We start from the raw sequence: 20,535 nt of genomic DNA, 5'->3' as shown, positions 1-20,535 counted from the left end.
GGGTTAAGGATAGAGGTAAGCGGGGGGAAAGTGCAAAAATCGCCACAGCACCCACCCGCCAAACCCCATCAGCACCACGCCCGCCGTGCGCTCTATCAGCCACAGCGCACGGCTGAGCTTTTGCTGCACCGCCGATAGCCCCATCATCGACACCAGCGCCAGATCCCACGCCAGCACCACCATTACCATCCAGATGCCGCAGGTCGCCTGCTGAAGCAGCGTGACGTCCGGCCCCAGTAGCGCCGTCATCAGGGCCAGATAGAACAGCGCGTTCTTCGGATTAAGCAGCGCCGAGCCGAGCCCCAGCAAGATCTGCTTACGCAGCGAGGGGCGATGCTGACGGGTTTCATTCAATGCAAGCGCCTGCGGTTGGCTGCGCACCAGATGCGAGCCTATCCACAGCAGGTACAGCGCCCCGCAAAGCTCGATAAGCGTAAACAGCCACGTAAACTGGCGCAGCGCGCTCCAGCCGATAATCACCAGTAAGATATACAGCCCGTTGCCCGCGGCGATACCGACGCACACTCCGGCGCTGCCGCGCAGCCGATAGCGCGCGGCGTAGCCCACCAGCAGGAAGAAATCCGGGCCCGGGCTTAGCAGGGCGACAAAGTGCGCCAGCGCCAGGGCGAGAAAAGCGGAAGGGAAGAACAGTTCCATAGCAACCTCAGTTTAAAAATCTGCGGTCAGACTACGGCGCTGCAAACGCTATTTATTGTCGGATATTGATCGGCCCGTAGCGTACTGGCGCGGCGTGGCGGCGGTATAGCTTACAAAGGTCTTATGAAAATGGCTCTGGTCGGCAAAGCCGCTCTGGTAGCCAACGTCGGCGATGTCGTCCCCGGCACGTAGCCGCGCTTTGGCGAACTCCACGCGGGAGATGTTGAGGAAGCTGCCCGGCGTCAGGCCGGTGTCCTGCCTGAAGGTGCGGATCAGCGTCTCCTTGCGCAGCGAGAAGCGTTGGGCAAGCTCGTCGAGGGAAGGCGGTGCGGCCAGGTCGGCAAGAAACGCCTGCCGCACGTGCTGGCTGGTTGAGCGAAGCGCATCTGCGTTTTTCTCGCATCGGGGAAGGGCTGAAAGCAGCGTATCCACGGATGCAGGCGACATCGTCTCAACAATATCAAGGTAGCGCTTAAAGAGCGTAGGGTCGCGAATCACCTGGAGCGCCAGAGGAAGATCGGTGTCGATATAGAGCATATGGTAGCTGCGCGGTTGCCCGGCGACGGGGTTGCAGCTGTGCGGCGCGGAGGCCGGGATCACAATGAGGTCCCCGGGGTTAAGGATGTATTCTCTGTCATGGCACACGCAGCAGGTCTGGCCTTCCATTATCGCGCCGATAGAGAGCTGAGGGTGGCTATGGCGTTTATACGCCTGCGTGCTCCGCCACGTGCTGCGCAGCTCAAGGCCTGAGGCGCGGTGAAAAGTCTGCCGGATGTGTCGGGTATCGGTCATAAGCACTCCTTCTGGACGTTTTTTATACCACGTCAGCGAACCGTCTGGCAGCGCTTCATTAAGAACCTTCCGGATATACCCAACTTTACGCCCACGGCCAGTCATGTTGACTACCCTTAATACCCTAAGCGGTAAAACAAGGAGATTCGACATGGCTTATCAGACAGTAAACCCTGCCACTAACCAGCTCATCAAAGAATACCCCTCACATACCGACGCGGATATCGAAGCGGCGCTGAAGGCGGCCGATGCGCTTTACCATTCGGACTGGGCGAAAGGCGACATCAGCCAGCGCCTGCCGGTGCTGCATAAGCTTGCCGACCTGATCGACGAGCGTACCGAGGAGCTGGCGAAAATCGCCAGCCAGGAGATGGGTAAGCTCATCGAACAGAGCCGCGGCGAGGTGAAGCTGTGCGCGCAAATCGCCCGCTATTACGCTGACAACGCGAAGCAGTTCCTGGCCCCGGTGAAGTATCAATCCGAACTCGGGGAAGCGTGGGTGGAGCATCATCCCATCGGCGTGCTGATGGCCGTTGAGCCGTGGAACTTCCCGTATTACCAGCTGATGCGCGTTCTGGCGCCAAATCTGGCGGCGGGTAACCCGGTGATCGCCAAGCATGCCAGCATCGTGCCGCACTGCGCCGAAACCTTTGCCCATCTGGTCCGCGAGGCGGGCGCGCCGGAAGGTGCATGGACCAACCTGTTTATCTCGTCCGAGCAGGTGGCGAACATCATTGCCGACGATCGCGTGCAGGGCGCCGCATTAACCGGCTCTGAAAAAGCCGGCAGCGTGGTGGCCGCGCAGGCGGCGAAGCACATCAAGAAATCCACGCTTGAGCTGGGCGGTAACGACGTATTCGTGGTGCTGGACGATGCGGACCTGGACAAAGCCGTCAAGATTGGCGTGAATGCGCGTCTCAACAACGCCGGGCAGGTCTGTACCGCGGCGAAGCGCTTTATCCTGCATGAAAAGATCGCCGACGCTTTCCTGAGCAAATTCACCGAGGCGTTTAAGCAGGTGAAGATTGGCGATCCGCTGGACGAAAGCACTACGCTGGGGCCGCTGTCGTCGAAAGATGCGCTAGAAACGTTGACCAAACAGGTTAACGAGGCGGTGAAAAACGGCGCGACGCTGCACTATGGCGGCAAGCCGGTGCAGCGCGACGGCAGCTTTTTTGAACCGACGATCCTGACGAACATCTCGCGCGACAACCCGGCGTACTTCGAAGAGTTCTTCGGCCCGGTGGCGCAGATGTACGTGGTGAAAAACGACGAAGAGGCGGTCGCGCTGGCGAACGACTCCCACTACGGCCTGGGCGGGGCGGTATTCAGCCAGGATATCGAGCGCGCGAAGAAGATGGCGTCGCGTATCGAGACGGGGATGGTGTACATCAACTGGCTCACCGATACCGCGCCAGAGCTGCCGTTCGGCGGCGTGAAGCGCTCCGGTTACGGACGCGAGCTGTCGGATCTGGGGATTAAAGAATTTGTGAACCAGAAGCTGGTGGTGGTGCGTAAGTAACGTAGTAATAAAAAACCTGCCGAATGGCAGGTTTTTTATTTATCAGGTGGATTAGAAGCTCACGCCGCCGCCGAAGTAAGCGCCGTCTACCAGCGTGTGGTTTGGACGACCGTCTTTGCCATCAACGCTCACGTGACGATAACCCACCTTCAGCGTCACCGGCTTCACTGGCGTCCAGCTTACGCCGCCGTTCGCTTCAACGTAGTTTTTCACGCTGTTGTTCAGGCCGTCTGGAGCAACGTAGCCTTCACCGAATACCCTGATGCTGTCGGTCAGGGCAACGTTCACACCGCCGCCGACCGGGAACGCCACGCCGTTATCGCCTTTCTTCGGGCCAACGTAGAGGGCCTTAGCGCCTGCGTTCAGCATCACCGGGCCGACCTCGAAGTTGTAGCCTGCACCCACGCCACCGGTCGTGGTGCCGTCGTCGGTGTTTTTCAGCCAGCTACCTTCGGTGTACAGACCAGAGGTTGATTTACCCATTTCGACGTTCAGGTTAGTGAAGTTCTTACCCTGCTCAATGCTGCCGCCCATGGCCAGTGCGGAGCCTGATACGGCGGTCAGAGCGGAAAGAAGGAGAACGTTGAGCTTTTTCATGAGTTTTTCCTCTTCATCAAATTAATCTGAGGGCACCTTAACAAGAGCTGTTTATCACTGCAAATGTGATGTTTGTCGCGTTTTTAAGCTGATTTTGTTGGGTTTTTGAATTTTAAATGTTGGTTGAATGTTGAGCCGGCAAGGAGTCAATACGTAATGCATTCGCGTTTAGGGATGGTTCAGGGTTTTGATTAAACGTACGCTGAACGAGCCGGAGAATGTAGTTCGTGTTGAATTAATTGAGTTTCTAATAATTTCCAAAAGTGTTTCAGTTGTCACAGATTAAGACACAGGTTTACATTTCTGGAGGTGGTTATACGTCCCGCAACGCCAGGTCGCTTTCCGCCATGTCATTTTTCTGACACGTTCCTTCTTTACGTTGTTGGCTTCACTTCCTGGACACTAACAATATGAAAAGAAAAATTATTCCTGTGCTTATCGGCTGTGCGCTCTCTTTCTCTGGCCTCGCGGCGCAGCCCACTGCTGAGCGCTATGTCGTCAGCTTCCCTGAAGGCTCCCACGTGAGCTACAGCGGCGCGTTTGCCGATGCGTTTCCGAACGGACTCCCTGTGGGAATCGGCTCCGGCCTGCTGTTTACGGGCAAGCAGGGCGATGCCCTGACCTTTGCGACCGTGACCGATCGCGGTCCCAACGCCGATGCGCCAAAAATGGGTAAAAACGAAGCCAAAATATTTGTCACGCCTGATTTCGCGCCGCTGCTGATGACCATCCGCGTCCAGAACGGCAAAGCGGAGGCGGTTGATGCCCGCCCGCTGCATGATGATAAAGGCGAGATTAACGGTCTGCCGCTGCAAAGCGGCGTGATTGGTTCCACCAATGAAGTGGCGTTCAGCGATACCTTAAAGACGCTCAGGGGTGACAACCGTGGCCTGGACACAGAAGGCATCACCCCGGACGGAAAAGGCGGCTACTGGCTGTGCGACGAATATGGTCCGTTCCTGATTAACGTCGACAGCAAAGGGAAGATCTTGGCGATCCACGGGCCGCAGGCCGCGGAAGGGGAGAAATCCATCGCGGGCGGCCTGCCAAACATCATCAAATGGCGCCAGCCGAACCGGGGCTTTGAAGGCCTGACCCGGATGCCGGACGGACGCATTATCGCCGCCGTGCAGAGCACGCTGGACATCGACGGTAAGAGCAAAAAGCAGGCGCTGTTTACGCGTCTGGTGAGCTTCGATCCGGCAACCGGCAAAACCGCAATGTACGGTTACCCCATCGACAGCGCGGCCTACGACAAAAACAGCGACGCCAAAATCGGCGATATCGTGGCGCTTGATGACCAGCACATCCTGCTGATTGAGCAGGGAAGCGATAAAAACGACGGAATGCGTAACCTGATTTACAAGGTGGATCTCAGCAAGGCGAGCGACCTTTCCGCCTTCGACAAGCCGGGCGAGTACCCTGAGTTTGATGATGAGAAAACCCTGGCGCAGCGCGGCATTACCCTTGCGGCTAAAACGCAGGTCGTCGATTTGCGCGCGTTGGGCTGGCAGCAGGAGAAGGCCGAAGGGCTGGCGCTGATCGACAGCAAAACGCTTGCGGTGGCGAACGATAACGACTTTGGCGTAAAGGTAGCGATGCAAAACCCGGTCGAGGGCAAGAAGCTCAAGGATTATCGGGTGAACGCGGAAGGCAAGCTGACGCTGGATGATAAACCGGTGGAAACCACGCTCAGCGTGAAGCCGCTGAAGAAGCCGGAGTCGGACAGCGAGCTGTGGATTGTGACGCTTCCGGAGGCGGTGAAATAATACCAGGGCTTACCCTTCACCCTAGCCCTCTCCCCATAGGGGAGAGGGGATGTTCGATGCGGTTATTTCTTCAGACCCGCAAACGCCGCCCGAATTTCTTCCTCCGGCAGTTGTATGCCGATAAACACCATCACGCTGTGCGGCGCTTCATCGCCCCACGGGCGGTCCCAGTCGGCGCTGTACAGGCGCTGCACGCCCTGGAACAGCAGGCGGTTGGGTTCGCCGTCAATCCACAGCATTCCTTTGTAGCGCAGCAGCCTGTCGGCAAACGACAGCAGCAGGTTCTCCATCACGCGGGAGACCTCGCTGATATCCACCGGATAATCCAGCTCCACCACAATCGACGCCACGTCGTTTTGCTTGTCTCCCATAAAGTGGAAGCGCGGTTTCGCGGTGACGTTCTCCTCCAGCATAAAGCCGTTGGTGTTGAACAGCTGGGACAGGTCGATATCGCCGTGCGTCACCGTGTAAATCGGCGCGCGGGAGTTAATGCGGGTCAGGCGCTCGCGAAGCTTTTCGCTTTCGCCCGCCACGTCGGTTTTGGTCAGCAGGATGCGGTCGGCGTAGCCCACCTGAGACTGGGCGATGGTGAACTGGTTCATCTGTTCGTCGGCGTGGACCGCATCAACCAGGGCAATCACGCCGTCCAGCAGATAGCGCTGACAAAGGATCTCATGGGAGAAAAAGGTCTGAATAATCGGGCCGGGATCGGCCATGCCGGTGCACTCGATCACCAGGCGGTCAAAGTCGATTTCCCCGCGATCGCGGCTGTCGAGCAGGTCCAGCAGGGCATCTTCTAATTCGTTAGAGCGGGTGCAGCAGATGCAGCCGTTGGTCAGGGTTTTGATCTGCGTGGCGCGATCGCCAATCAGCTGGTCGTCTACGGAGACTTCGCCAAATTCGTTTTCGATGACGGCGATTTTGAAGCCGTGCTGCTCGTTCAGAATGTGGCGCAGCAGGGTGGTTTTACCGGCGCCGAGGAAACCGGTCAGCAGGGTAACGGCAATCGGGGTCATGGTCTCTCCTTTAGCAGCAGCGGACGCCGCCTTCTCCACTTCCGCCGTAGCGCGCTTCCTGACGCTCGCGGAAGAATTCAGTGTAGGTCATGTACGGCTTATCCGGATGGTTGGTCTTCATATGCTCAACGTAGTTGTCATAGTCCGGAATGCCAATCAGCATTTTCGCCGCCTGACCGAGGTATTTTTTTGCTTCGCCTAAGTTACCAAACATAACGGGTCCTGATAAGAAAAAGCCCGGTGGCGCGCAGCGATCCGGGCCTGGAGTGACATGCTGGATTAATGGTGTGAAGAGGTCTTCACGCCGCCTTCAGGCACCGGCACGTACGGGGTTTCTTTGTCCGTACGGCCGTCGGCGTTACGCACTTTCAGCCAGGTTTTGATGCCATAGAAGATGATGCTGTACACCACCACCAGGAACAGAATGCTCAGACCCGCGTTGGTATAGTTGTTCACCACGATATGGTTCATGTTGGCAATCTGCTGGGCGGTCAGATCCGCGCCGCCTGCGGCAATCTTCTCTTTGTACTGGTTAGCCATGAAGAAGAAGCCTTCCAGCTGCGGGTTGGCGCTGAACAGCTTCAGGCCAAGCGCCCAGGTGGTGCAGAGCAGCAGCCACAGCGCAGGGACCACGGTGACCCAGATGTATTTGGTGCGTTTCATCTTCACGAGGACAACGGTACCGAGCACCAGAGCTACAGCCGCCAGCATCTGGTTAGAGATACCGAACAGCGGCCACAGGCTCTTCACGCCGCCGAGCGGGTCGACAACGCCCTGATACAGCAGGTAGCCCCACAGGCCGACGCAGCCCGCCGTACCCAGAATGCCTGCTACCAGAGAGTCGGTTTTCTTCAGGAACGGCACGAAGTTACCCAGCAGATCCTGCAGCATGAAGCGGCCCGCACGGGTACCGGCGTCCAGCGCGGTGAGGATGAACAGCGCTTCGAACAGAATACCGAAGTGGTACCAGAAGCCCATGTCCGCCCACGGCAGCACTTTGTGGAACACGTGTGCGATACCGACAGCCAGCGTCGGTGCGCCACCGGCGCGGTTCAGCACGGACGGTTCGCCGATGTCCTTCGCGGTCTGCATGATCTGCTCAGGCGAAATCACGAAGCCCCAGGAGCTGACGGTCGCAGCCGCGTGTGCGCTGGCGTCTTTCAGCTGCGCCATAATCAGCGCCGCGTTGTCGCCGCCCATCTCGTGCAGGTTCGGCATGGTAATACCGAGACCCGCCGGAGGGGTGTTCATCGCGAAGTACAGACCCGGTTCGATGATAGACGCGGCAACCAGCGCCATGATCGCCACGAAGGACTCCATCAGCATGGCGCCGTAGCCGATGAGGCGTGCGTCTTTCTCGTTTGCCAGCAGCTTAGGCGTGGTACCGGAGGAGATCAGGGCGTGGAAGCCGGAGACCGCACCGCAGGCGATGGTGATGAACAGGAACGGGAACAGGGCGCCTTTCCACAGCGGACCGGTACCGTCGATGTACTGGGTCACCGCCGGCATTTTCAGTTCAGGGTTGATGATCACAATCCCGATTGCCAGCCCGACGATCACGCCGATTTTCAGGAAGGTCGCCAGGTAGTCGCGCGGGGCCAGAATCAGCCAGACCGGCAGCAGCGCGGAGATAAACGCATAGCCAATCAGAGCGAAGGTGATGGTGGTGTCCTTGAAGGTCAGCGCCGGGCCCCAGTAAGGGTCGTGCGCGATGACGCCGCCGAAGTAGATAGAGGCCACCAGCAGCACGATACCAATGACCGACACCTCACCTACGCGTCCCGGTCTCAGGAAGCGCATGTAGATACCCATGAACAGCGCAATCGGCACGGTTGAGCAGACGGTGAAGACGCCCCACGGACTTTCGGCCAGGGCTTTCACCACGATCAGGGCCAGCACCGCGAGGATGATGATCATGATCAGGAAGCAGCCGAACAGGGCGATAGTCCCCGGCACGCGGCCCATCTCCTCTTTGACCATCTCACCCAGAGAGGCGCCGTTACGGCGAGAAGAGATAAACAGCACCATAAAGTCCTGCACCGCACCGGCCAGCACCACGCCCGCCAGCAGCCAGAGCGTACCCGGCAGGTAGCCCATCTGCGCGGCCAGTACCGGGCCGACCAGCGGGCCTGCCCCGGCGATAGCGGCAAAGTGGTGACCAAACAGCACGTAGCGGTTGGTTGGCACGTAGTTCAGGCCGTCATTGTTAATGACCGCCGGAGTGGCGCGCGTTGGGTCGAGCTTCATGACCTTCTGCGCGATGTATAAGCTGTAGTAGCGATAAGCCACAAGATAGACGGAAACGGACGCGACCACGATCCACAGGGCGCTTACGTGTTCGCCCCGGCGTAATGCGACAACCGCCAGACAAAAAGCGCCGAGGATCCCGAGTAAGGCCCAGGGCACGTGCTTCAGTAGTTTTTTAGTATCCATAGTAAGACCTGGTTTTTTATGTAAAGAAAAAAGGGTCAGGGTTCGTTGTGAGGAGGTATTGATTAATGCTGGAGCGATCGTGCCAGATCAACGCGCGCGTAAAGGACGGTAAATGAATGAGTGGTTGAAAGTGCCGGGTGAGCGGTCAAAGGCGGCGACGAGCGGTTTCGGCTCGCCGCCAGTGGGCGAAATTATGTGATTGAGATCACTTGATTATTCGGGGTTCGCTCCACGGCCAGATAGCTTTCCAGCGTCCTGATGAGCTTCTCCTTCAGCCAGCTCGGTTCCAGTATCTGAATATGGGGGAGCCAGTAGAACAGCAGCGGCAGGATCTGGTTCTCGTGTGCCGCCTGGCAGCGCAGCGTGACGCCGCCCTGTTGCTCCTCCAGCAGCTCCTGTTCCGGCAGAAGATCGCGGCGCAGGAAGTAATGTGAAATATTATCTTTAATAAATATTTTCACTGCGAAAGTATCTTCAGATACCCAGGGGTCGAGGCTTTTCTCCAGCAGCTCAAGAACGTTTTCTTCAGGAGTGAAGGTCGTTTTCTGAATATCAAACCAGCTAATCTGGCTCAAGGAGAAGGATTTCAGTCGGCTATTTTCGGTGGCTTGTAAATACCATATATTTTTTTTGTTAATGAGTTTATAGGGATTAATCAGACGGGTTTTACCCTTATAAACGATCTGACAAACATTATGGTTTTTAATCGATTTCTCGATTTTCGTTAAATGACGGCGAATATCACGCTCTACCGTGTGTTCTGCTTCATTGCCAAGAATAAGAATATGGTTTTCGTCAACGCGCGTTTCAAGCTTCTGCCAGAATTCCGTATTTCTTTCAGGGAAAAAGCTGTCAGCATTCAGGAAGTTAGCAAGGGTGTGATGTAAGCCTTGTCCGCCGGGCGATTGTGCAGAATGGATCAGCCGATATAGCCCGTTACCGAAATGTTCAACAATGGGAGAGAGGGCATTTAAATCCCGGTAGACGGTACGCTCGGTAATTTTAAATTTCTCCATTAGCGCACTGCGGTTTACCACACCGTTTAAATGTAGCTCAACCAGAATATCGACCAGACGTTCAGCCGAGCGGCTACGCGTCGTTTTAGCCATAAGGTCATCCTGTATATTTAGGTATGCGCTGAATGATGCGGATGCACTGACAGGTAGTGTCAGTATTCAGTCGCAGAAAATTTCTCTTATGGCTATATAACGGCGTGATTTAGGGGAAACCTTAGGAGTTTTTGTAGAAAGCGGCGCTGGCCGGAAAAAAAGGCCAGCGCGAGGGGGCATCACAAGGCGGCTTCTGCCTCCAGCATGACCGGGTGGAAACGGCGCCTGAAGTAGATCAGGCCGTGTCCCGCGTCACTCAGGATAATGTTTTTAACTTCAACAAGGTAGACAAGATGCGTGCCGATGGTTTGCACCTGGCTAATCTCACCTTCAAGGCTGGCGAGCGCACCCTTGAGCACAGGCTGCGCCAGCGGCCCTTTCTGCCAGCAGGAGAGTGCAAAGCGCTCTTCCATCGTCATACCGGTCATCCCGGCGAAATGGCGAGCCATGATCTCCTGCTCGTGGTTCAGCACGTTAACGCACAGCCTGCCGTTGCCCTGGAATACCGGGTTCATGGCGCTGTTGGCGTTGATGCACACCATGACCGACGGCGGGGTGTCCGTGACCGAACAGACGGCGGTGGCGGTAATGCCGCAGCGGCCCGCCTCGCCCTCGGTGGTGACCACGTTTACCGCCGCCGACAGGCTACTCATTGCGTCGCGAAAACGCAGGCGTTGTTCATCTGAATGCATTGCAACCTCCCGCTGCGCTATTTCAGCAGCTTGTCGAGCATGTTGATATCGCTGTTGTTGTGCAGGTGCGGTACGGTCCAGCCGTGCTGGTCGTATTCGGACATGCAGCGGTCGACCATCGCCATCATCTTGTCCATGTTGCCGGAGCTCTGCGCCTGGCGCAGACACTGCAGGCGAATTTCATCCTGGCTGCCGGAGTAGTTAATTTCGTACAGCTCGTGACGACCGCCGAACTCGCTGCCGATGGCGTCCCACATCAGTTTCAAAATCTTGATACGTTCAACGTGATCCATGCCGTTGGAGCCGCGCACGTATTTCGCCAGATACTGGTCGATCTGCGGATTGTTCAGATCCCGGGCGCTGGACGGCAGGTAAATCAGGCCGGACGTCACGTTACGCTCGATGATGTTCTTGATTTTGGCGTAGGCCATCGGCGCCATCACGCGGTAGGTTTGCAGCGCGGCGTGATCCGGCAGATACGCGCCGTTGACCCACGGGGTGGCTTCGGAACACATGGAGTCGCTCAGCGCCCAGAACATGTTGCGCCAGGCCACCACTTCGCCGAGATCTGCCTGCACGCCGCGGAACTCCAGGGTACCGGTGCACTCCAGGGATTTCTTCAGCAGGGCGGTGATGAAGTCGAGCTTCACCGCCAGGCGCACGCAGGCCTGCAGCGGGTACATGCGGGCGAAACCGCCTTCCATCGTCCAGCGACGGCAGCGGTCGAAATCGCGGTAGATCAGTACGTTTTCCCACGGGATAAGCACGTGATCCATCACCAGGATCGCGTCGTTCTCGTCAAAGCGGCTGGAGAGCGGGTAGTCGTAAGGGGAGCCGGTCGCGCCTGCCACCATCTCGTAAGAGGCGCGGGAGATCAGCTTCACGCCCTCGGCATCCATCGGCGCGACGAACATCAGCGCGAAGTCCGGGTTTTCGCCCATCACCTGCGCGGAGCCGAAGCCGATCATGTTGTAGTGGGTCAGCGCCGAGTTGGTGGCTACCACTTTCGCGCCGCTGACGATAATCCCGGCGTCGGTCTCTTTCTCCAGCTTGATGTAAACGTCTTTTACCTCGTCCGCCGGCTTGTGGCGGTCGATCGGCGGGTTAACGATGGCGTGGTTGAAGTACAGGCCGGTTTCCTGAATGCGGGTGTACCAGTTCCGGGCGTTCTGTTCGAACTGGCCGTAGAAGGCCGGGTTAGCGCCGAGCGCGCAGCCGAAAGCGGCTTTGTAGTCCGGCGTGCGGCCCATCCAGCCGTAGCTCAGGCGCGACCACTCGGCGATGGCGTCACGCTGCTGGCGCAGGTCGTCGGCGCTTTTCGCCACGCGGAAGAACTTGTGGGTGTAGCCGCCGCTGCCGGTGTCGGTGCCCCAGCACAGCGTGTCCTGCATGTCCGGCTTGTGCAGCGCGTCGTACATCTGTGCGATGGAGGCCGCCGCATTGCGAAACGCCGGATGGGTAGTGACGTCTTTGACGCGCTCGCCGTAGATATAAATCTCACGACCGTCCTGCAGGCTTTTTAAATACTCTTCGCCGGTTAACGGGCGTTTGGCGTCTGCGCGGAACTCTTCAGGCTTCATAGGGACCTCGTATCGGAATAGTGTTGTTAAATTTATGTTTTGTTTTTGTTGTTTAATTGAAGCCTGAGAGGGGCGTAACGTGAAGGGACGATTGGGACAACGACGGGTACTTTTCGGGTGGGATGTGGTTTTGTGATCTGTGCGGCTTTTCGGCGGGTGGCGCTGCGCTTACCCGCCCTACGAACCGTGATGCGTTCAGGAAACCGGTACTTTCTGCGCCCGATACGCGCTGGGCGAGCATCCCACTAAGCGGTTAAAAAAGCGGGCGAAATAGGCCGGATCTTTGAACCCCAGCTGCCAGGCAATTTCGCTGACCGTGCTGTCGGAGAAGAGCAGCAGGCGCCTGGCCTCCCGCAGCTGGCGGTCGAAGATCAGCCGTTTTGGCGGACGGTTGGCGAAGCGGCGGCAGATATCGGTCAGACGGGATTCGGTCAGGTGCAGCTCGCTGGCGTATTCCGGCACCGTCCAGTGCTGGTGGTAGTGGGTGTCGATCAGCTGGGTAAAGCGCTGGAACAGCTTCAGCTCGCCGCGCATGCCGCCCGAAGCGTGGTCGTCGAGCTTCGCGTTGCGCAGCAGCAGGGTAAACACCGCCTGCGCCAGCAGGACCAGGGTATGCCCGCGCCCGGGCAGCTGTTCCGTGGATTCCCGGGCAATCAGCTGCCAGTAGTGCTTCAGCGCCGCCAGCTCGTCCGGCTTATCCGCCAGCGAGAGGCAGATCCCCGGCAGGCCAAACGCCTCCCGCGTGCCGGGGTAGAGCACCTCCAGCAGCGGCCAGATCAGATCCTCACGGACCGTCAGAACGTGTCCGTCGCTGTCGGATTCGGTGATAAACGCGTGCGGCACCGACGGCGGCGTGAGGACGAACAGCGGGGCCTGCACCGAATAGCGGTGATCGTCGAGCTGGAGCTCAATCTGCCCGGTATCGAGAAAGTGCATCTGAAAGTACTGGTCGTGACGATGCGCCTGCATGTCGCGGCCAAAAAAGGCCGCCATGCGGGCAAACGACTGGTAGTGCACATCGTCGGTGCCCAGACTTTCGTCGTACTCCTTGCTGATATCGATGTTGGTAATGGGGCTCTGGCACATAACGGCTTCCTAGTGGATCTTCTGCGCCGCGATGCCCGGCTCGCGTTCAAGGCTTTCGCGCTGCGTCATCGGGATGCGCGTCAGCACCAGCGCGCCGACCACCAGCAGCCCGGCCACAAACCACAGCCCCGAGCTGAAGCTGCCGGTCGCGTCGCGCAGGATCCCGATCAGCAGCGGGCTGACGGCGGAACCGACGTTGCCGATGGCGTTGATCACCGCCAGCGCCACCGCGCGGGACTGCAGGCTAATAACCCGATCCGGCGTGGTCCAGAATATCGCCATGGCGGTAAACGATCCGGTTGAGGCCATGATGATGCCAAGCAGCTGGATCAGGCTGTGATCCGTCGCGGAGGCCAGCATCCATCCCGCCGCGGCGAACAGGTACGGCAGGATGGTGTGCTTTTTTCGCTCTTTCAGCCTGTCGGAGCGGCGGCTCCACCAGATCATCCCGAGGATGGTGCAAAACTGCGGGATCGCTGCCAGCAGGCCGATGACGATATTGCTGCTTCCCATGTTGAAGCTTTGCAGGATCTGCGGCGTCCAGATGTTGATTGCACTCAGCGTATTGGTCAGGCAGAAGTAGGCCAGCGTGTAGAGCAGCACCGCCGGGGTCAGCACCTCGCGCAGCGTCGAACGCGGCGTGACGGATTGGGCAATCGCAACCTCCTGCTCGCGGGCGATCATCGTTTTGAGCGCCTGCTTTTCGTCCTCATCCAGCCAGGTGGCCTGGTCCGGCGTGTCGTTGAGGTAAAACCAGGTCACTACGCCGAGCACCACCGACGGCAGCCCTTCCAGCAGGAATAGCCACTGCCAGCCCTTGAGGTTCCACAGTCCGTCCATCGCCAGAATGTACCCGGAGAGGATCGAGCCGAGCATCATTGTTACCGGCATGGCGATCATAAACAGCGCGTTGGCGCGGGCGCGGTGATAGGCCGGGAACCACCAGGTGAGGTAGACCAGAATACCCGGCAGGAAACCGGCTTCGGCAATGCCCACCAGCATGCGCAGGACGTAGAGGGTTTCGGGGCTGGTGGCGAACATGGTGCAGGTGGAGGCAATACCCCACACCACCATGATCCCGGCGATCCAGCGGCGTGCGCCGATCTTCGCCAGCATGATGTTGCTCGGAATGCCGCACAGCACGTAGGTGACGTAAAACAGCGTCGCGGCCAGGCCAAACATGGTTGACGTGAGGCCAAGATCTTTACCCATCGTCAGCCCGGCGAAGCCGATGTTGATGCGATCGAGAAACGAGAAGACAAACAGGATAAAAAGAAAAACGATCAGGCGACGGAACAGCTTGTGAATGACGCGGTGTTCAACAGCTTTATTATCATGGGCTTGCAGGGTAGAGGTCGTCATGGTGCGCTCCAGATCTTACGTTTAGTAGACGGATTTATTGTTATGAACTGACGTAACCGGTTTTTCGATAAAGCGTGCCGCCAGCGCTTCCGCGCCGCGGGCAAGCAGGGTAGTGTCGACCCCGACGGCAACAAACAGCGCGCCGAGCTCAAGATAGCGTTTTGCCAGCGGCTCGTTCGCCATCAGGATGCCGGGTGCTTTACCGGCGGCGCGTATCTGCGCAATCGCCTGCTCGATGGCGGCCTGCACCTCCGGGTGCTGCGGATTGCCTGCAAAGCCCATGTCTGCGCTGAGATCCGCAGGGCCGATAAACACGCCGTCGATGCCTTCCACGTCCAGGATTTGCGGCAGGTTTTTCAGCGCCTCGCGGGTTTCAATCTGCACCAGCACGCACATGGCGTCGTTGGCCTGCTGCAGGTAATCGGGAATGCGGTTCCAGCGCGACGCGCGCGCCAGGGCGCTGCCCACCCCGCGAATGCCCGCAGGCGGGTAGCGGGTGGCACGTACCGCCAGCCGCGCTTCGTCGGCGTTTTGCACCATCGGCACCAGCAGGGTTTGCGCACCCACGTCCAGCAGCTGTTTGATCTGCACCGGGTCGTTCCACGATGGCCGGACCACCGGCTGGCTGGGATAAGGGGCGATAGCCTGCAGCTGGGTTAAGACGGTCTGCACGCTGTTCGGCGCGTGCTCGCCGTCGATCAGCAGCCAGTCGAAGCCTGCCCCGGCCAGCAGCTCGGCGCTGTAGCTGCTGGTCAGCCCCAGCCATAAACCGATTTGCGGACGGCCTGCTTTCAGCGCCGCTTTGAATGCGTTTTGCATCGTGCTCTCCTAGACAAAGCGGCAGCTGATGGAGCCCATGCTGCCGTAGTCGACGTGGAAGGTGTCGCCCCTGCTGGCGGGCACCGGGCGGGTAAACGAGCCGCCGAGAATAATCTGGCCGGGCTCAAGCTGCACGTCGTACGGCGCCAGCCTGTTCGCCAGCCACGCCACGCCGTTCGCCGGGTGGTTAAGCACGCCTGCGGCCACGCCGGTCTCTTCGATCACGCCGTTGCGGTAGAGCAGGGCGGAGATCCAGCGCAGGTCCAGCTCGTCGGGCTTAATCGGACGGCCGCCGAGGATCACGCCCGCGTTGGCGGCGTTATCGGAGATGGTGTCGAAGACCTTGCGCGGACGCTGGGTCTCCGGGTCGACGTTGTGGCAGCGGGCGTCGATCAGCTCCAGCGCGGGGATGACGTAGTCCGTGGCGTTGTAGACGTCGAAGATAGTGCAGTTCGGGCCGCGCAGCGGTTTTGCCAGCACGAAGGCTAGCTCCACTTCAATGCGCGGGACGATGAAGCGGTCGACCGGGATGTCGCTGCCGTCGTGGAAGAACATGTCGTCCAGCAGCGCGCCGTAGTCCGGCTCGCTGATCTGCGAGCTGGCCTGCATCGCTTTGGACGTCAGGCCGATCTTGTGGCCCTTCAGCACGCGGCCTTCGGCAATCTTCAGGCTGACCCATTCGCGCTGAACGGCGTAGGCGTCTTCAATGGTAATCTCCGGGTAGTCCAGCGAGATCGCGCGGATCTGCTCCCGGGACTGTTCCGCCTGATGCAGACGATGGGCGATCAGGGTATGGGTATGTTTGTCGAGCATGGCGATATCCTGTTTTATCTTTGTTTTCACCCTCTCCCTGTGGGAGAGGGGACTGACCGTGCCGGTATTACTTAAACAGCGCGTGCACGTTGTTCTGTTTGTAATTAAGGGTCGGGTGCAGCTCGTCAAGCTCGAACGACAGCGCCAGGTAGCGGCTCGCCATCAGCTCCGCGAAGTGCGCTTTGATAAGGCCAAACAGCATCTCCCCCACGGCTTCCCGGCTCTCCAGGCTGCGCCCGGCGCCGATTTTCAGCGTCATATGCACAAAGGCGTAATCGTGCCTGCCGTCGGCCATCTGCCAGGTGTCCAGCCAGTGGGCGCGGCTGCGGATACCGCCGATAGGGAAGATGCCCGTGGCGGCGAGTGCCTCGTTCACTTTGGCGAACAGCCCCGGCAGGTCGGCCTGCTCGCGGATGTTCTCGGTACATTCAGCAATAAAGTGCGGCATGGTGGCTCCTTAGGCGGGCAGCGGGAAAACGGCGTTGACCTGGCCGGTTCCGGAGCTGGCGAACAGCTCGGTGAGAAACTCCACCTTGCCGTCGTATTTGTCCCAGCCGAGCATGCCCAGGAGCATCACCGTGTCGTGCATGTTGCCCTCGCCGTAGCAGTAGTCGGCGTACTCCGGCAGCATGCTGCAGAATTCTTTGAACTGACCCTCGCGCCACAGCTTCACCACGCGTTCGTCCATCTGGCGGTCGAACTCGCGGGTGTAGCTGTTCATCCCTTCCTCGGCGCGCTGGTCGTCGATAAAGCGGTGCGACAGCGAGCCGCTGGCGAGCACCGCCACGGTGCCGTCATATTTTTCGATGGCGCTGACGATGGCCTCGCCCAGCCTGCGGCTGTCGGCGAAGTCGTGAACCGTGCAAAACGCCGAGATGGAGACCACCCTGAAGTGCTTATCCGCGTTCATGTAGCGCATCGGCACCAGCGTGCCATACTCCAGCTTCAGGCTCGGGATGTTGTGCGCTTTGGCGCGCACGCCGAGCTTCACCGCCTCGTCGGCGATGAGCTGGCCGAGTTCCGGATTGCCGTCGTAGTCGTAGGTCATGTCGCGGATAAAGTGCGGCAGCTCGTTGCTGGTGTAGACGCCCGAAAAATGGTCCGCACAGTTGATGTGGTACGCGCTGTTCACCAGCCAGTGGGTGTCGAAGACGATAATGGTATCGACGCCCAGCTCCCGGCAGCGCTTGCTAATTTCTTTATGACCGTCGATGGCGCCCTGGCGGCAGCCGTGGTTTTTGCCCGGCAGCTCGGAGAGATACATCGACGGTACGTGGGTGATTTTCGCCGCTAACGCTAGTTTACCCATGCTCAGATCCCCCACTTTGGAATCGGATGGTCGCCCATGGAGATGCAGACGTTCTTCATCTCCGCGAACACCTCGAAGCTGTACTCACCGCCCTCGCGGCCGGTGCCGGAGGCCTTCACGCCGCCAAACGGCTGGCGCAGGTCGCGCACGTTCTGGGTGTTGACGAACACCATGCCCGCTTCAATGCTGCGCGCCAGACGCAGCACCTTGCTGACGTCCTGGGTCCAGATGTACGACGCCAGGCCGTACTCCACGTCGTTCGCCAGGCGCAGACCTTCCGCTTCGTCTTTAAACGGCAGCAGGCAGGCCACCGGCCCGAAGATCTCCTCCTGCGCCACGCGCATGCGGTTATCAACATCCGCCAGCACGGTCGGGCGCAGGAAGTTGCCGCCCTTCAGGTGTGCAGGCAGGTCGGTCGGTTTGTCCGGGCCGCCCGCCAGCAGGGTTGCGCCTTCCTCGATGCCGAGGCGGATATAGCCGGAGACTTTTTCCCAGTGCTGTTGGCTAATCAGCGCGCCAATCTGGGTGTTCGGATCGGTCGGGTCGCCCACGCGCAGGCGGTTGGCGCGCTCGGCGAAGCGCTTGACGAATTCCGGGTAGATGCTCTGCTGGATAAAGATGCGCGAGCCCGCGGTGCAGCGCTCGCCGTTGATCGAGAAGATGGTGAACAGGGCGGCGTCCAGCGCGCGCTCGATGTCGGCGTCTTCAAAAATCAGCACCGGGGATTTGCCGCCCAGCTCCATGGAGTACTTCTTCAGCCCGGCGTTTTTCATGATGTTGCGCCCGGTGGCGGTGCCGCCGGTGAAGGAGACCGCGCGCACGTCGTGATGACGCACCAGCGCGTCGCCTGCCGTGGCGCCATAGCCCTGAACGACGTTCAGCACGCCCGCCGGAATACCCGCTTCGAGGGCCAGTTCGCCCAGACGGTCGGCGGTCAGCGGGGAGAGCTCGGACATCTTCAGCACCGCGGTATTGCCTAAGGCCAGACAGGGCGCGACCTTCCAGGTGGCGGTCATAAACGGCACGTTCCACGGCGACACCAGCGCGCAGACGCCCACCGGCTGCACCAGGGTGTAGTTGAGCATCTTGTCGTCGACCGGGTAGGTTTTGCCGTTCATCTGCTGGCACACCTCGGCGAAAAATTCGAAGTTGTGCGAGGCGCGCGGAATTAGCACGTTTTTGGTCTGGTGGATCGGCAGCCCAGTATCGGCGGTTTCCATGGCGGCGATCTCCGGCACGTTCTGGTCGATCAGATCGCCCAGACGACGCATCAGGCGCGCGCGCTCCTTCATCGGCAGGTTGGCCCACTTCGGAAACGCCTCCTTGGCGGCGGCAACGGCCTGATGGATTTCGGCTTCGCCGCCTGAGGCCACTTCTGCCAGGACCTCGCCGGAGGCCGGGTTAGTGGTGTGGAAGTAGTCGCTGCCCGCGACGTTTTTACCGTTGATCCAGTGGTTAATCTTTTTCATTTTGCCGTCTCCTCACTCACAATTCGGTTCACCAGGCGTCCCACGCCTTCCACTTCCACCACCACCTCATCGCCCGGCACCACGTCGGAGAGCCCCTTCGGCGTGCCGGTGGCAATCATGTCGCCCGGCTGCAGGGTCATAAAGTCGCTCAGGTAGGCGATCAGGTACGGGATGCTGAAGATCAGATCCGCCGTGGTGCCTTCCTGACGCAGCTCGCCGTTGACGAAGGTGCGCAGGGCGAGGTTGTGCGGGTCGGGAATGGCTTCTTTTGGCACGACGTTTGGGGAAATGGGGGTCAGCCCGTCGCGGCTTTTTACCCGCAGGTTCGGGCGGTAGTAGTTTTCCAGGTAGTCGCGGATGGCGTAGTCGTTGCAGACCGTGTAGCCCGCAACATAGTCCATCGCCTCGGCTTCGCTCACCTTACGCGCGGTTTTGCCGATGACCACCACCAGCTCCGCTTCATAGTGCATGTACTCGATATTGTTCGGGCGCACCGACGTCTGGCCGTCGCCGTTGAAGGTGTTTGGCGCTTTGATAAATACCAGCGGCTCGGTGGGCGGCTTGAAGTCCAGCTCGCTGGCGTGGTCGGCATAGTTCAGACCGAGGGCAAACAGCGTGGCGTGCGGCGGCGTGCGGTGCGTGTGAGCGACGTCGCGTTCATCTACCACCGGGTTTTCCAGCGGCGGAAAACCTGCCGCCAGAATACGCACCCGATCGCCCGGGCGGATCTCAACGCGGCTTTGCGGGGTACCGAGCAATATCGCATCGCCGGGATTGAGGGTAGCGAACTCGCTCAGGGCGCTCAGCAGTTCGGCTGCGTTACGCTGAAGGTCGGCCGTGTTCCAGTGGTCCGCTTCGCGGCCGTTGATCTCGGTGATGATGGTCAGGTTATCCACGTTACCAACGGCGACCATTTCACCGAGCGGGCAAAATCCGTCCCGGCATTTCGCCTTGATGGCAGGGCGGTAGAAGCTCTCTTCCGGCAGGCTCACCTCGTTGGCGAGCGCATATCCGGCGATGTACTCCGCGGCGTCCTCCACGCGCACCTTGCTGGCGGTTTTGCCCACGACCAGAGCCACCGTGGCGCCGCTCAGCACCGTTTCACCCTGCGGGAAGGGGATCGGCTCGGCCGCGCGGATCACGGTGTTATGCGGTTTGATAAACCACACCGCTGTTTTCGGCGGCGTGTTGTAGGGGGCTTTTTCAAAGGCCTCACGCCAGGCTTCACGCTGGCTTTGATGGTTGAGGGCGACGGCAAAAACGGTACCTTTCATTCACATACTCCTCAGGCCGGATGTCCGGTTTGGATTTCATTAATATGTTAATGATTTGGTTTTATGCTTTTGCTGTTTATTTCGCAATCAGAAGTGAAAAATTTGTGATATGAATAACAATAAATTTACATATTGAATTTTATTAATATTTAAATCATAGAGTTAATAAAATTGACGGGTTTCTGTTAGACTTTTTGACGGAAAACGCGTTGTTTATAAAAACATCTTTTAGTGAT

19 protein-coding genes are annotated in these 20,535 nt (G+C 59.1%); 2 read left to right on the top strand and 17 right to left on the bottom strand.

The window, feature by feature from the left end:
* Positions 1-3: 3 nt before the first annotated feature.
* Both AC4IBF_RS18765 and AC4IBF_RS18760 read right to left on the bottom strand, forming a co-directional pair.
* Complete coding sequence (locus tag AC4IBF_RS18765; protein ID WP_133293720.1) at positions 4-657, bottom strand: LysE family translocator; 654 nt, start codon at positions 655-657, stop codon at positions 4-6.
* Positions 658-705: 48 nt separating this feature from the next.
* Positions 706-1,449 carry a helix-turn-helix transcriptional regulator gene (locus AC4IBF_RS18760; RefSeq protein WP_248175324.1) on the bottom strand — a complete coding sequence of 248 codons (744 nt, stop codon included), beginning with the start codon at positions 1,447-1,449 and terminating at the stop codon, positions 706-708.
* Between the two features lie 151 nt (positions 1,450-1,600).
* On the opposite strand from AC4IBF_RS18760, the gene AC4IBF_RS18755 reads away from it, so the two are divergent.
* Positions 1,601-2,971, top strand: a complete 1,371-nt coding sequence (locus tag AC4IBF_RS18755) for an NAD-dependent succinate-semialdehyde dehydrogenase (RefSeq protein WP_252093372.1) — start codon at positions 1,601-1,603, stop codon at positions 2,969-2,971.
* Positions 2,972-3,022: 51 nt separating this feature from the next.
* Here AC4IBF_RS18755 and AC4IBF_RS18750 read toward each other — a convergent pair whose 3' ends face one another.
* On the bottom strand, positions 3,023-3,568 hold the full coding sequence (locus AC4IBF_RS18750; RefSeq protein WP_133293723.1) for a YfaZ family outer membrane protein: 546 nt from the start codon (positions 3,566-3,568) through the stop codon (positions 3,023-3,025).
* A 410-nt stretch (positions 3,569-3,978) separates the two neighbouring features.
* Here AC4IBF_RS18750 and AC4IBF_RS18745 point away from each other — a divergent pair, with 410 nt between their 5' ends.
* Complete coding sequence (locus AC4IBF_RS18745; RefSeq protein WP_133293724.1) at positions 3,979-5,337, top strand: esterase-like activity of phytase family protein; 1,359 nt, start codon at positions 3,979-3,981, stop codon at positions 5,335-5,337.
* Positions 5,338-5,399: 62 nt separating this feature from the next.
* On the opposite strand, the gene yjiA is transcribed toward AC4IBF_RS18745, so the two are convergent.
* The 14 genes from yjiA to hpaG form a co-directional block, all read right to left on the bottom strand.
* Positions 5,400-6,353, bottom strand: coding sequence for a GTPase (gene yjiA, locus AC4IBF_RS18740; RefSeq protein WP_115876542.1), 954 nt, complete (start codon positions 6,351-6,353; stop codon positions 5,400-5,402).
* Positions 6,354-6,363: 10 nt separating this feature from the next.
* On the bottom strand, positions 6,364-6,567 hold the full coding sequence (locus AC4IBF_RS18735) for a YbdD/YjiX family protein (RefSeq protein WP_003856610.1): 204 nt from the start codon (positions 6,565-6,567) through the stop codon (positions 6,364-6,366).
* Between the two features lie 65 nt (positions 6,568-6,632).
* Positions 6,633-8,786, bottom strand: a complete 2,154-nt coding sequence (locus AC4IBF_RS18730) for a carbon starvation CstA family protein (RefSeq protein WP_111964124.1) — start codon at positions 8,784-8,786, stop codon at positions 6,633-6,635.
* A gap of 191 nt (positions 8,787-8,977) precedes the next feature.
* The gene (locus AC4IBF_RS18725) at positions 8,978-9,895 is read right to left on the bottom strand and encodes a helix-turn-helix transcriptional regulator (protein ID WP_111964123.1); all 918 of its coding nucleotides are present in this window, start codon (positions 9,893-9,895) and stop codon (positions 8,978-8,980) included.
* Positions 9,896-10,074: 179 nt separating this feature from the next.
* Complete coding sequence (locus AC4IBF_RS18720; RefSeq protein ID WP_111964122.1) at positions 10,075-10,587, bottom strand: 4-hydroxyphenylacetate 3-monooxygenase reductase subunit; 513 nt, start codon at positions 10,585-10,587, stop codon at positions 10,075-10,077.
* Positions 10,588-10,604: 17 nt separating this feature from the next.
* Positions 10,605-12,167, bottom strand: a complete 1,563-nt coding sequence (gene hpaB, locus AC4IBF_RS18715; protein ID WP_008501307.1) for a 4-hydroxyphenylacetate 3-monooxygenase, oxygenase component — start codon at positions 12,165-12,167, stop codon at positions 10,605-10,607.
* A gap of 195 nt (positions 12,168-12,362) precedes the next feature.
* Positions 12,363-13,253 (bottom strand): 4-hydroxyphenylacetate catabolism regulatory protein HpaA, encoded by an 891-nt coding sequence (gene hpaA / locus AC4IBF_RS18710; RefSeq protein ID WP_252093374.1) that lies wholly within the window; start codon positions 13,251-13,253, stop codon positions 12,363-12,365.
* A gap of 9 nt (positions 13,254-13,262) precedes the next feature.
* Complete coding sequence (gene hpaX / locus AC4IBF_RS18705; RefSeq protein WP_325849481.1) at positions 13,263-14,615, bottom strand: 4-hydroxyphenylacetate permease; 1,353 nt, start codon at positions 14,613-14,615, stop codon at positions 13,263-13,265.
* Positions 14,616-14,636: 21 nt separating this feature from the next.
* A complete protein-coding gene (gene hpaI / locus AC4IBF_RS18700) occupies positions 14,637-15,434 on the bottom strand; it encodes a 4-hydroxy-2-oxoheptanedioate aldolase (RefSeq protein ID WP_252093376.1) in 798 nt (265 codons plus the stop codon).
* Positions 15,435-15,443: 9 nt separating this feature from the next.
* The gene (gene hpaH, locus AC4IBF_RS18695) at positions 15,444-16,247 is read right to left on the bottom strand and encodes a 2-oxo-hept-4-ene-1,7-dioate hydratase (RefSeq protein ID WP_133293727.1); all 804 of its coding nucleotides are present in this window, start codon (positions 16,245-16,247) and stop codon (positions 15,444-15,446) included.
* Positions 16,248-16,314: 67 nt separating this feature from the next.
* Positions 16,315-16,695 carry a 5-carboxymethyl-2-hydroxymuconate Delta-isomerase gene (locus tag AC4IBF_RS18690; protein WP_133293728.1) on the bottom strand — a complete coding sequence of 127 codons (381 nt, stop codon included), beginning with the start codon at positions 16,693-16,695 and terminating at the stop codon, positions 16,315-16,317.
* A 9-nt stretch (positions 16,696-16,704) separates the two neighbouring features.
* On the bottom strand, positions 16,705-17,556 hold the full coding sequence (hpaD, locus tag AC4IBF_RS18685; protein ID WP_133293729.1) for a 3,4-dihydroxyphenylacetate 2,3-dioxygenase: 852 nt from the start codon (positions 17,554-17,556) through the stop codon (positions 16,705-16,707).
* A 2-nt stretch (positions 17,557-17,558) separates the two neighbouring features.
* The gene (gene hpaE / locus AC4IBF_RS18680) at positions 17,559-19,025 is read right to left on the bottom strand and encodes a 5-carboxymethyl-2-hydroxymuconate semialdehyde dehydrogenase (protein ID WP_008502108.1); all 1,467 of its coding nucleotides are present in this window, start codon (positions 19,023-19,025) and stop codon (positions 17,559-17,561) included.
* The gene (hpaG, locus tag AC4IBF_RS18675) at positions 19,022-20,299 is read right to left on the bottom strand and encodes a 4-hydroxyphenylacetate degradation bifunctional isomerase/decarboxylase (protein WP_491463010.1); all 1,278 of its coding nucleotides are present in this window, start codon (positions 20,297-20,299) and stop codon (positions 19,022-19,024) included. The genes hpaE and hpaG overlap by 4 nt, the downstream gene beginning before the upstream one ends.
* Positions 20,300-20,535 lie beyond the last annotated feature (236 nt).

This window comes from Enterobacter sp. Taxon_8, assembly GCF_058354585.1.
This window is presented reverse-complemented; position numbering and strand designations above follow the sequence as displayed.